Here is a 14,324-nt window from a genome sequence, read left to right on the forward strand (position 1 = left end):
CAATTGTAAGAAAAAAAAGATGAACGGCAGATTTATCCGTTAAAACAACTGCTTACTTGAGACCGTTTCGTAATATAAACTCTTAATAATCCCATCACTTAACCCAATTTTAGGCACGTAAATATCTTTAGCGCCACTCCATTTCATTGCAGATAAATAAATTCGTGCTGCAGGAATAATAACATCGGCACGATCCTGATTTAAATCTAATTCGGTTATACGCTCATCGTAAGAATACGACTGTAGCATGTTGTAATAAGACGTTAAGTAAAAGAAGGTTAATGGTTTCCCTACAGCTTTTCCTGAAACTTTAAATATTTTATTAATATTTCCTCCAGAACCTATAAGGTCTATTTTATCGTATTTTTTAGTATTTACTTTAATCCAAGCTTCAAGTTCACTCCAAGTTTCGCGCTTCACCATATCGTTTAACAAGCGTACGGTTCCAATTTTAAAAGACCTCGATATTTCAGTCTTTCCATGGTCGATAACTGTAAACTCGGTACTTCCACCTCCAACATCTACATACAAGTATGTTTTATCGGGATTGATGTAAGCATTTAAATCGGTTGCAGCAATAATTGCAGCTTCTTCGTCACCTTCTATAATATCGATATTAATATCTGATTGTTGCAGAATTTGCTCCACCACTTGCGGTCCGTTTTTAGCTTCACGCATAGCCGATGTTGCACAGGCTTTATATTTTTCAACTTTATGAGATTTCATAAGTAATTTAAAAGCGTGCATGGTATCGATCATGCGCTCTATATTTTGTTCAGAAATTTTCTGTTGTAAAAACACATCGGCTCCCAAACGAATAGGCACACGAACTAATGAACTCTTCTTAAACTTAGTAGGTTTTCCTTCTTCTTCAATAATATTAGCAATAAGTAACCTTACGGCATTAGACCCAATATCGATTGCTGCATATTTTTTTATTATAAGCATATTACTCTTTTAACTTCTTTAAATAGTACTCGTAAGTAGCAAATTGTGATCTGACTTTAGGTTTGCTATCTTTCTTATATTCGTTAGTCTGTTTTAAGTTTAAAATTCGGGCTTTTACATTATCGCTCCAACAAATATCGAAAGTATCCATAAGTTCTTTCTTGATGCTTTCATCGTAAATAGGACAGGTTACTTCTACCCTATTTTCTATATTCCTGGTCATCCAGTCTGCAGACGAAATAAAGACTTTAGGATTTCCGCCATTTTCAAAGATATAAAGTCTTGTATGTTCTAAGAATTTATCGACTATACTAATTACTTCAATATTTTCACTCATGCCTTTAACACCAGGAACCAAACAACACAACCCTCTAACAATCATCTGTATTTTTACTCCTGCTCTACTTGCTTCATAAAGTTTATCGACCATTTTATAGCTAGAAATACTATTCATTTTAAGTCGGATACTAGCTGGTTTCCCCAATTTCACATTTATAATTTCAGCATCTATTAATTTAAAAAATGCTTTTTGGGTATAATGCGGTGAAGTAATAATATGTTTATAGGTATAAATAAGGTAATTGGTTTCGAAAAAACTAAACACCTTATTGATATCTTTTAATATTTTTTGATTGGCTGTAAATAAGGTATAATCGGTATAAATTTTAGCTGTAGATTCGTTAAAATTCCCTGTACTTACAAACCCATATCTTACTATTTTTTTCTGTTCTTCGCGTTCTATAACACACATTTTACTATGTACCTTTAAACCTTGAACACCGAATATTAAATTAATACCCTCTAATTCCATTTGCTCGGCATAAGCTATATTGGCTTGCTCGTCGAAACGCGCTTGCAACTCTATAGACACCGTAACCTTCTTTCCGTTTTTAGCAGCATTAATTAATGAACTAGCAATGTGCGAAATCTGAGCCAATCTATAAATGGTAATTTTTATAGTTTTAACCTGTGGATCTAAAGCTGCCTCTCTTAAAAACTTAACAACATAAGAGAATGTATGGTAAGGTGCATATAATAAATAATCTTTTTTAGCAATTACCGAAAATATACTTTGCTCTAATGTAAGCCCTTTTACAGGTAATGGTTCTATTTTATCGTACAACAAATCGGTTCGTCCTAAACTAGGAAATCCCATATAGTCGCGTCTATTATGATATCGTCCGCCAGGAATAATACTATCCGACGGTTCAATATTCATCTTTTTTAACAAATAATGAAGGGTCTCTTGTTCGATTTCCTGATCGTAAACAAATCTTACAGGTTCACCAATTTGTCTATGTTTTACACTATCTGATAATTTATCGATAAAACTCTTACTTAAATCACTTTCAAAATCTAACTCACCATCTCTAGTGATTTTAATCATATGCGCTGAAACAGATTTAAAATCGAATATATTAAAAATATCTTTTAGGCAATAACGCAGTAAATCGTCTAACATGATAATGTAATCTTTGTTTCCTTCCATAGGAAGCACAACAAATCGATCCATGTTTTTAGAAATTTCGATTAAAGCATACTGATTTTCGCCAGAATTCATTTCCATTCTAACCGCTAAATAAGCCGCACTATCTTTTAATAAAGGAAGTTTTACCAAATCGTTTAAAACTATGGTAACAAGTGCAGGGCTAATTTTTTGAATAAAGTAGTGTTTTATAAAATCGTGTTGTGAAGGTGAAATTTGAGTTTCGTTAATAATAAATATATTCTCCTTTTTAAGCTTCTCTTGAATATCGCGTAAGATTTTTAAACTTTCGGATTGCTGTTCGATTACAATTTTTGTAATGATTTCTAACAACTGACTCGCTTTAATTCCGCCAAGTTCACTTTTACCTGCTTTACCCGCTAAAGCAATACGCTTAACTGTGGCATAACGCACTTTAAAAAACTCATCTAAATTATTTGAAAATATGCCTAAAAAACGTAGACGTTCTATTAATGGTACATTTTTATCTTCTGCCTCTTGGAGTACTCTGGCATTAAATTGAAGCCAACTAATTTCTCTATTAATATAGGTATTGTTAGTTTTTTCGATTTTATTCATTTAGCATTTTTTTAATGTCCTACAAACATATTGTATTTAGTTTTCAATATGGTGTATTAAATATTATTATGTAGTTAATAAAAATAAAAAAAATACTATTAATCTAGAGCTTTTGGAAACAATTTTAATTTTAAAGTTCCCGGTTTTAAATCCGTCCAATGGTCAATGTCAAATTCTAAAAGTACCAATCCGCTCGTTGGCACATTATCTATAAAAATATCGCCATACGTGTTCACAAAATTATTGAATGCATTATTATGACCAAATAGATAAACAGACGGTATAGAATCGGGTAAAGATTTAACAAATTGAACGAGCGAATTTCCTTGGAAATCATATAAATCTTCAGTAATATTGATGTCTATATGAGACTTGGGATTATAATGTTCTACAAAAAGTTTACACGTATCTAAGGCACGTTTAGCCGGACTGGAATATACATGTTTTAAAGGTTGATTTTGAAGTACATTAAATCGATTACAAACTTTAATTGTATTTTTTATCCCAATGGTTTTTAAAGGTCTATGCCGATCATCAACATCGTACTTCCATGACGATTTGGCATGCCTTACAAGTATTATTGTTTTCATTTCCGTTTTTATGTTTAGAAGCAAATTTAACACACTTTAACAAACTAATCTACAGTATTTTAACTTAAATTATACTTATATTTTCTTAATAAAATCTAAAGAAAACACAAGATAATAGCAATTTAATCGTTAAAGTGCACTTTACGGCGTTTAAAAACTTTACACGTTCACTTAGTCGAATATATTAAAGATTTTAACATGATTTTTTGTTTTTGTGGGTCTATCTACCGTTTTTTGTAGGTATTAATTATGAAGAACATGATCCCAAATCTAATTTCAAAACCTAAAGTCTGTTATTCTGTAACCCAGAATACTCCCAAAAAAACTTTATTCCTTAAAAATTAGTATTACTTGCTAACCACTTGTAACGCTATTTGCTGTTTGAAATTTAAAAGATTATTTTTTTATGATTAATGGACAAACCCTTAAATCAATAAATTGTTTATGAGAATAAATTACACTTTAATTCCCATGCTTAATTTGAATACTACAAGCTCTATTAAGAGACCTACGATTATGGAGTATGTAGCTTTTAGAAGAAGCTTGTATTCAAACATTTTTCTAAATCGAGTTTCCAATCTTCAACAATTTAATGTTAAGGAAACAATAAATCATTTAGAAAAATTTTCTTTTGTAAGACATATAAGAAAATCAGTTTTAGTTAGGCCAACTCAGTTGGGTGTACTAAATTTAATTATAGATCCAATAATAACAAATAAATTTAAAGTTGTTAATCCATCATAAGTAGTATTAGGATAACTTAATCGATTCATGAAATGAAAAAATTTTACGCTAAGAAAATTAAAGTTTATAAAAACATAAAACAGTATTCGCTGTTAGCATTAATGCTAATGGCTTTTGGTTTTTATAGCTATGGTCAGTCAGCAGTACCATTTAGCTCGAGGGCTAATTATACTGTACAAGGAGATTTTACTATAATAGGTAATACAAACCTTGCTCCTATGAACCCAGGAGCGGGTAATGATTCTGGAGATATGTTTTATGTGGATATAGATGGAGAACCTGGTACGGTTAACTCTTCGTCTGCAGACATTAATCTTTTAGATGATAATGGACAGGTAGCTAACAATTCTAATATTGTATATGCCGGATTATATTGGACAGGACGTCCAGGTCCAGACCAAACGTTTGTTGTAAACACAGACAATGGTCCAAAAACATTAAATAAATCAGTGGTATCTTTAAAAGGCCCTAATTCAGGATATACAACGGTAACCGCAAATCCTGGAGATATTTACTACCCTGAAAGTGTATACGATAATATGTATATTGCATTTGCAGATGTTACCGATTATGTTAAACAAAACGGTACGGGTAGTTATACTGTTGCCGATATCGCCTTGGTTGAAGGTCAAGACCTTTCGTCTAACCTAGGTATCGGATATTACGGAGGATGGAGTATGGTTATTGTTTACCAGAATCCAACTATGAAAATGCGTAATATTGGTGTTTTCGATGGTTATTCTTTTAAAAATGTACCTGGTGATAATGGATATGTACCAGCAAGATATATTAATCTAGATATTAGCAACTTAAACACTTCGGATATTGTTAACGCCCAAATAGGCGTTATGGCCGGAGAAGGTGATGCTGATTTAAATGGTGATTATTTAGCTACTCAACGAAATGGGAGTACAGCTTATAATAACCGACTGGAACATAGTCCGAATACCGCATTAAACTTTTTTAATTCTACAATAACTGTTGACGGCTCTGTAAGAAACCCTAGTGGTGAAGTATATGGGTTGGACTTACATAAATTTGATCTTCCAGGCTCAAGTGTTGCCCCTGGACAAGATGCATTATCTTTCGAATATGTAGCAACTAAGGACAAATATGTAATTTATAACTTAACCTTATCTTTTGAAGATAACACCTTACCAATACCTCCTGTAGATGCAACTTATGAGTGTCTTGCAGATGTTCCTGCCGGAGAGGCATTAAGTGCAATGGATAATTGTGCTCCTGGAAATGAAATTACTTCGCTTCCTCAGGATAGTGTTAACTCTAGTGATCCTTGTAATGTTATTATTACACGTACTTGGTCATTCACAGATTCTTGTGGTAATACATCGCAAGTTTCTCAAACTATTAATGTAGTCGACACGACTGCTCCTATTGCGCCAGAAGCTCCTGCAGATATAACGGTTGCTTGTTTAACAGACGTTCCTGCAGATCTTGAATTAGAAGCAACAGATAATTGTGGAGCTATTATAACTGCAACAGGTGTAGACACTATAGTCGCTTCAGATGGTACATGTAACCAATCCGTAATTCGTACATGGACTTTTGCAGATGCTTGTGGTAATACTTCAGAAGTAACACAAAACATAATGGTGGTTGATGATATCGCTCCTATATTTATTAGCGGACCTCAAGACCTTGTTTATGATTGTGATGGAGAACAAAGAAATCCAACAATTGATGCTTGGGTAGAACTTAACGGATATGCTTTAGCAGAAGATAATTGTTCTGAGATTACTTGGACAAACAATTACGATGGTGAAAGTTTAACATGTAACGAATCGGTTACTGTAGAATTTACAGCTACAGATGCATGTGGAAACTCAATTTCACAATCTGCAACATACACACTTAACGATGTTAATGCACCAACTATAGATACTGAACCAACAGATTTAGTATTAGAATGTAATGAAAATTCACAAAGTACTTTAAATACTTGGTTAATGTCTAATGGTGGAGCTATAGCAACAGATATTTGTTCTGCAGAGGTATCATGGACTAACGATTTTGATCCAGCTGCTTTCACTTTAGAAGCTTGTGGTGTAGACAACGCAACTACAGTTATTTTCTCAACGTATGACGATTGTGGGAATATAGCAACAACTACTGCAACTATTACGGTAATCGATGAGACTGCTCCAACAGTACCAACTAACGTACCTGCAGATGTTACTGTAGAATGTTATGAAGATATTCCTGCTATGATTAATCTTACTGCAACAGACTTTTGTGCTGGTGAGATTACTGTACCTGGTGTAGATACAGAAGATAATACAGATCCAACTAACATTATTATAACGCGTACTTGGACATTCGCAGATGCTTGTGGAAACACTTCTGAAGTTTCTCAAATAATAACAGTAAACGATCAAACTGCTCCTGTTTTAGATGGTGCTGCTCCTGCAGATTTAGCCTTAGAGTGTGTATCAGATGTTCCTGCAATGGAAGCATTAACGGCAACAGATAATTGTTCTGGAATAATTACTTCTAACGGAACTGAAACTATTAACGACACAGATGCTTGTAATATTATCATTACTCGTAACTGGATATTCGCTGATGAAAGTGGAAACACTACTGAAGTTTCTCAAACCATAACCGTTAAAGATGAAACGGCTCCTGTAGTAGATAATACTCCTGCAGATTTAACTCTTGATTGTAGTGATGAAATACCTGCAATAGGATCGTTAACTGCTACAGACAATTGTGCTGGAATTATAACTTCTCAAGGAACAGAAACAGTAGATGATTCTAATCCTATTTATACAGTTATAACACGAACTTGGACTTTTGCTGATGCTTGTGGAAACACTACGGAAGCTACTCAAACTATAACAGTAGAAAAAGATGACACTGCTCCTGTAGTTGATAATGCACCTGCAGATGTTACTGTAGAGTGTATTGATGATGTTCCTACAATGGAAGCATTAACTGCAACAGATGATTGTTCTGGTACTATTACATCTAACGGTACAGAAACAATTAACGATGCTGATGCTTGTAATGTAATCATTACTCGTAACTGGGTATTTACAGATAACAGCGGAAATTCTACAGACGTATCTCAAACCATTACAGTAGCAGATACTCAAGCACCAATTGTACCTACAATTCCTGCTGATGTAACTATTGATTGTGCAGATGAATTACCAGCAATGATAGACTTAACTGCTCAAGACAATTGTGGTTCTATGGTAACAGTATCTCCTGTAGATGTTACAAACGACACAGATGCTTGTAATATTATAATTACACGTACTTGGACTTTCGAAGATGCTTGTGGTAATGTAAGTACAGGGAGTCAAATTATTAATGTTATAGACGAAACAGCTCCTACATTTATTGCGGAAGCTACAGATATCGTATTTAATTGTGATGGAGAACAAAGAAATCCAACTATCGATGCTTGGGTAGAGCTTAACGGTTATGCTTTAGCAGAAGACAATTGTTCTGAAGTAACTTGGTCAAACAATTACGATTCTACTGCAGACATCTGTAACGGTGCTGTAGAAGTAATCTTTACAGCGACTGATGCATGTGGAAACTCAGTAGATACAGCAGCAACTTATACTATTATAGATGAACTTGCTCCTGAGATTACTACACAAGCTCAAGACATAACTTTAGAATGTGGAGACTCAAATATTACAGACATTCAAAATTGGTTAAACACAAATGGAGGTGCAATGGCACAGGACGTTTGTTCTGATGTAATTTGGAGTAATGATTTTGACTCTAGTGCTTTAGATAATGCTACTGACGTTACGGTTACTTTTACTGCTTCTGATGCATGTGGAAACATGAGCACAACTTCAGCAACAATTATCCTAACAGATAATATTGCTCCTATTATTGAAACACCAGCTCAAGATTTAGTAGTAGAATGTAACGAAGATGCTGCAGATGTTATTAATGCATGGTTAGCTACTAACGGTGGTGCAATGGCAACTGATAATTGTTCAGACATTACTTGGACTAACAATTTTACAAGTGGTGCAACAACTGTAACATTTATAGCTACCGATGCTAATGGTAACTCAGTAACGACTACTGCTACTATTACGTATATGGACGACTCTGCTCCTATTCTTGACACTCCTGCACAAGATTTAGTAGTAGAATGTAACGAAGACGCTACAAATGTTATCAATGCATGGTTAGCAAATAACGGTGGTGCAACAGCAACTGATTACTGTTCAGACATTATTTGGTCTAACGACTTCTCAAATGGTGCTACAACTGTAACTTTTACAGCTACCGATGCTAATGGTAACTCAGTAACGACTACTGCTACTATTACGTATATGGATGACTCTGCTCCTATTATAGAGACAGCTGCTCAAGATATCGTAGTAGAATGTAACGAAAATCCTGATGATATCATTAACGCATGGTTAACGTCTAACGGAGGTGCTACAGCAACTGACTACTGTTCAGATATTACTTGGACTAACGATTTCACATTTGGTGCTACAACAGTAACGTTTACAGCTACCGATGCTAATGGTAACTCTGTAACAACTACTGCTACCATTACTTATATGGATGATACAGCTCCTATTCTTGAAACACCAGCACAAGATTTAGTTGTAGAGTGTAACGAAAATGCAGCTGATGTTATTAATGCATGGTTAGCTACTAACGGTGGTGCAACAGCAACTGATTACTGTACTGACATTACTTGGACTAACGATTTTACAGAAGGTGCTACAACTGTAACCTTTACTGTTATCGATGCTGCTGGTAATTTCGTAACAACTACAGCTACGATTACTTATATTGATGAAACTGCTCCTGTAGTAGATAACGCTCCAGTAGATACAACATATGCTTGTATAGACGATGTTCCTACTTTAGACGCATTAACAGCTACAGATGCATGTGATGGAACTATAACTGCTGAAGGAACTGAAACTATAGACAATGCAGATGCTTGTAACGTAACAATTACTCGTACTTGGATGTTTACAGATGCTAGTAATAATTCTACAACTACAACGCAAGTTATTACAGTTATAGATGATGTTGCACCTACAGCAACTGCACCAGCAGATGTTACAGTAGAATGTACAGACGATGTACCAGCAATGATTGATATTACTGCAACAGACAACTGTGGAGCTACTATAACTTCAACAGGAGTGGATACGGTTAACGATATCGATTCTTGTACTAGTGTAATCACTAGAGTATGGTCGTTTACTGATGCTTGTGGTAACACATCTGAAGTTTCTCAAATTATAACTGTAGCAGATGTTACTGCTCCAGTATTAGTAAATAGTTTAGATACTAATGTTACGGTTAACTGTGCTCCTCTTCCTGAGAAACCAGAATTAGAGTTTACAGATAACTGTTCTACAAATGTAAATGTTGTATATACTGAGGATAACACGTCTACAGGTGCAGCATACGAAAACTATCAAGTTATTAGAGATTGGACAGTATCAGATTCTTGTGGAAATACAGCAGTGTATACACAAACAATCAACGTTAATGTATTACAAGCTCCAGTATTAGAATACGATTCAAGATGTACAGAAGGTGGTGCTATAGATTTAGATAGCTACTTAGCAGATTCTGATGAAAATGGTACTTGGGTAGTAGACTCTGGAGATGCAACCTTAAATGGTAGTATATTTGACCCTATTAATGTAGAAGTTGGAACTTATGTTTTCACATTCACAGAAGCAGATGGATGTGCTAACCAAACAACGGTTACTATTGAAGTAAACGAAGATTGTGTAGAGCCAACTTGTGATCCTATTGTATCTACATCGGTAACACCAAACGGTGACCAATGGAACGAATACTTTACAGTAACAGGATTAGATAGATGTGGATTTGTAATAGATGTAGAAATCTACAACCGTTGGGGATCATTAGTATTCAAAGCTCAGGATTACCAAAACAACTGGAATGGAAAAGGTGGTAATGGTGGATTCGGAAGTTCAGAGATTTTACCTACAGGAACATACTATTATATTGTAACACTAAAAAATAGCGGATTGAAACCACTAACTGGTCCAATTTACTTAGGAACAGGAACCAAATAAAAAATAACCTATGAAAATTTTAAAGTATCACATAGTAGCTATTGCATTATTGAGTTGCACGGTTGGGATGGCACAACAGTTGCCTCAGTTTACACAATACATGTATAACACTATTTCTATTAACCCTGCATATACAGGAAGTAGAGAAACATTAAGTGTAGTTGGACTTCATAGAAGCCAATGGGTTGGTATCGATGGTGCCCCTACTACACAAACACTTTCTGTTCACAGCCCGCTTAACAACGAAAAGATGGGATTAGGAGGTTCGTTTATACATGATGAACTGGGACCAGAAAATTTCAATTATTTATATGCTAGTTTCTCTTATACCATTAATACGGGAGAGAATTCTAAATTAGCTTTTGGTATTAACGCTGGGTTTACTCAGTATAGTTTAGACCAAGATTTTAGATTACAAAACCCTAACGATCCAATTATCTATGGTATAGAAGATCGTTGGGATCCTAATGTAGGTGCTGGTGTATACTGGCATTCTACAAGATGGTATTTAGGTCTATCGGCTCCAAGAATTCTTAATAACGATTATGCAACTAACGAATACGAAGCTTTAGAGCGTGTGAGTTACTATTTAACTGGAGGGTATGTGTTCAACCTTGGAGACTACACAAAACTTAAACCTTCATTTTTAGTAAAAGCAACTAACGGTGCTCCGTTATCTTACGACTTAAGTGCAAACTTCTTATTCTACGATAAGTTTTGGATTGGTGCTGGTTTCAGACATAATTCAGGTGTAGATGGAAACCAAGTTAACGGCGTTTCAGACTACGAATTTAGAGGTACAAATGCTATTGCAGGTATGATTGACTTTCAAGTGTCTAAACAACTTAGAATTGGTTATACATACGAATCTCCGATTAACTCTGAAATCAAATACTACCAAAGCGGAACACACGAAATTTTGTTAATGTTCGAACTATTTAAAGAGAGACGTATAAAATCCCCAAGATATTTCTAAAAGACTACCACTATGAAGAAAAAAATTATATTCGCTATACTAGCACTTTCAAGTACTTTTATCTTTGCTCAGAAAAAGGTAGCCGACAAATTCTTTAAAAATTACGCTTATGTTAAAGCCAGTGATTTATATCAAGATGCTGTTAAAAAAGGAGATAGTAGTGCACATGTATTAACACGATTAGGAGATTGTTATTATAACAACTCAAATTCAGAGCAAGCTGCCGTTTGGTATTCTGAAGCTATTAAAAAATACGACGATGTAGACCCTATATACTACTACAAATACGCACAGTCTTTACGTAGTTTAGGTCAGTATGAAGATGCTGTTGTCTATTTAGAAAAGTTTAATGCTGTACAAGCTGACGAAGATCGTATTGATGGAACAGACTTTACTAACGTTGCACTTTACGAAAAACTAAAAAGTACAGAAGGTGTTTACGTAGAATTGGTTAATCTACCTATAAATACTAAAAACTCTGACTTTGGAGGATTTGAACACAATGGAACATTTTACTTCGCTTCTACTTCTAAAAAGAATAGAGATGAATTATATGCTTGGAATAACGAACCATTTTTAGATATCTACCAATCTCAGATTTCAGAATCTACAGATGGTGAGGATGCTTCAGATTATAGTTATCCAAACTATGTTAACGCAGACGATATCAATACAAAATATCACGAAGCGAGTGTTGCTATTACTAACGATGGTAAAACCATGTATTTCACTAGAGATAACGTAAGTAATAATAAAAAATTAAAAGCTGACCGTGAAGGTACATCGCACTTAAAAATTTACAAAGCCACTTATATCGATAGTACTTGGCAAGATGTAAAAGAATTATCTATTAACGATAAAGTCTTTTCTACTGGTCACCCTGCTTTAAGTCCAGATAACAAAACTTTATACTTTACTTCAGATAGAGAAGGTGGTTTTGGACAAACAGATATTTGGAAGGTTGCTATTTTAGGAGAAGACAATTACGGATTTCCTGTTAACTTAGGTGCAGCTGTAAATACTGAAGGTAAAGAAATGTTCCCTTTTGTTGCGCAAGACGAAACGTTATACTTTTCTTCAGACAGTTATTTAAACTTAGGATTCTTAGATATCTTTAAATCTGATATCTTAAAAGGCGGTACTAATGTTGAAAACTTAGGAGCACCTTATAATAGTGGTTACGACGATTTCGCTTTTAACATCAACCCTGAAAAAGGTAGAGGATACTTATCTTCTAACCGTGAAGGTGGTATGGGAGGAGACGATATTTATTCTTTCGAAATCTGTTACCAACACATAAAAGGAACTGTTAGAGATAGTAGAACCGTGTTACCATTAGCATTTGCAAATGTTCAGTTAATTGACGAAACAGGTAAAGTTATTGAAGAGCAAATGGTAGGTGAAGACGGTATGTATTCTTTCCGTGTAAGATGTAACGCAACTTATAATGTATTAGGTAGCAAAGCAGATTACAAAGATGACTTACAATCTGTAAGCACATCTTTAATTAACGGAAACGATGTTATTACTGATCTTAACTTAATACCACTTATTATTGATGACGAGATTGTACTTAACCCTATCTTCTTTGACTTCGATAAATGGGATATTAGAACTGATGCTGCTTACGAGTTAGAAAACATTGTAAGTGTTATGAGAGAACACCCTAATATGGTTATTAAAATTGAATCTCATACAGATAGTCGTGGTCCAGATAACTACAACTTAACATTATCTGATAAGCGTGCTAAATCTACTAGAGATTATATCTTATCTAGAGAGATTGATCCTTCTAGAATAGAAAGCGCTATAGGTTACGGAGAAACTCAGTTAATCAACGAATGTGCGAATGGTGTGAAATGTACTAAAGAACAACATCAAGCAAACAGACGTTCTAAGTTTATTATCTTAGGAGCTCAAGAATAATTGACACTCTATTTTATATTATAAAAAAAGCCGCTATTTAGCGGCTTTTTTATTTCTACTAAGTTCCCAATTTGTGCCCTCCTATTCCATCTTAATAGAAGTGGATTTGTAATGTCAATAAATAAGACCAACAGATATTAGATGAAAAAGACAGCTTTAAAATTTTATGATTTTAAACAAGAATGGATTTGCAAAGTTTCTTCCCATAGTTGATGCTTTTAGCCTTCTTAGGTTTTAAATTATATACTGTTCGACTTTATTATAATATTTAGACAATTACACAATTCACTACATGATACTAAAATTGAAAAAGATTTTTAGATGAACTAATGGCATCTTAATAATGTACCGCCTCAAAGAAATTACTCTATTTTAACTTTTAAGACATTGATTTAATATTCAAATATGGAAATAACATCAATAGAACTATCATGTTATAGAAGCCCTCAAACGACAGGATAAGACTATTTAATTATAACCTAATAAGCTCACTCTCTAATTTAGATTATAACTATACTCTAGACATCTAAAAAGTTCAACCTTATTTGCCTTTCTAAAAACACAGACCGCTCCCCTACACTTTTAATGCACCTTGTAATGTAGACTTAATGAATTCTTGAATACAAACTAAAACTATTGAAATTATCGAATATGTGTAAAATAATGTAGATACTATTTTCTTGCTAATTACTAATAACTCCACATCATGGGTAGCACATATAAGCCTACATAGCGAATATGTACATATCATGAAGATCGATAAGTAAAAGGATTAAATGTTTAAGAAGCTATAATTTAGACGATACAAGACCTAAACAGCTATCTACACCTTCATTATACCTACAAGTAAAGTAACATTGGTAATTGCATTTATAGACTCTAATAAAGCCTTTGTAAGCATCTTTATAAAAAAGAGACCACTGACTTGAATACTATACTTATGCCTCGTTTCTTTATAAACTTGACATAAACCTCAACGGATTCATCAAGAATCTTAA

General features: G+C 34.1%; 6 protein-coding genes. 3 read left to right on the forward strand and 3 right to left on the reverse strand.

Features of this window, described 5'->3' with window-relative positions:
• Positions 1-39 precede the first annotated feature (39 nt).
• From BN863_RS11620 to BN863_RS11630, 3 genes are all read right to left on the reverse strand, one after another.
• The gene (locus BN863_RS11620) at positions 40-948 is read right to left on the reverse strand and encodes a Ppx/GppA phosphatase family protein (protein ID WP_038530755.1); all 909 of its coding nucleotides are present in this window, start codon (positions 946-948) and stop codon (positions 40-42) included.
• Between the two features lies 1 nt (position 949).
• Positions 950-3,013, reverse strand: coding sequence for a polyphosphate kinase 1 (gene ppk1 / locus BN863_RS11625; protein ID WP_038530757.1), 2,064 nt, complete (start codon positions 3,011-3,013; stop codon positions 950-952).
• Between the two features lie 98 nt (positions 3,014-3,111).
• On the reverse strand, positions 3,112-3,603 hold the full coding sequence (locus BN863_RS11630) for a SixA phosphatase family protein (protein WP_038530760.1): 492 nt from the start codon (positions 3,601-3,603) through the stop codon (positions 3,112-3,114).
• A gap of 776 nt (positions 3,604-4,379) precedes the next feature.
• On the opposite strand from BN863_RS11630, the gene BN863_RS11640 reads away from it, so the two are divergent.
• The 3 genes from BN863_RS11640 to BN863_RS11650 are packed head-to-tail and all read left to right on the forward strand — an operon-like array spanning position 4,380 to position 13,326.
• Complete coding sequence (locus BN863_RS11640) at positions 4,380-10,424, forward strand: T9SS C-terminal target domain-containing protein (RefSeq protein WP_038530764.1); 6,045 nt, start codon at positions 4,380-4,382, stop codon at positions 10,422-10,424.
• 10 nt (positions 10,425-10,434) lie between these two features.
• Complete coding sequence (locus BN863_RS11645; protein WP_038530767.1) at positions 10,435-11,400, forward strand: PorP/SprF family type IX secretion system membrane protein; 966 nt, start codon at positions 10,435-10,437, stop codon at positions 11,398-11,400.
• A gap of 12 nt (positions 11,401-11,412) precedes the next feature.
• Positions 11,413-13,326, forward strand: a complete 1,914-nt coding sequence (locus BN863_RS11650) for an OmpA family protein (protein WP_038530770.1) — start codon at positions 11,413-11,415, stop codon at positions 13,324-13,326.
• The last annotated feature ends 998 nt before the right edge of the window (positions 13,327-14,324 follow it).

This window comes from Formosa agariphila KMM 3901 (assembly GCF_000723205.1).
Classification (GTDB): Bacteria; Bacteroidota; Bacteroidia; order Flavobacteriales; family Flavobacteriaceae; genus Formosa; species Formosa agariphila.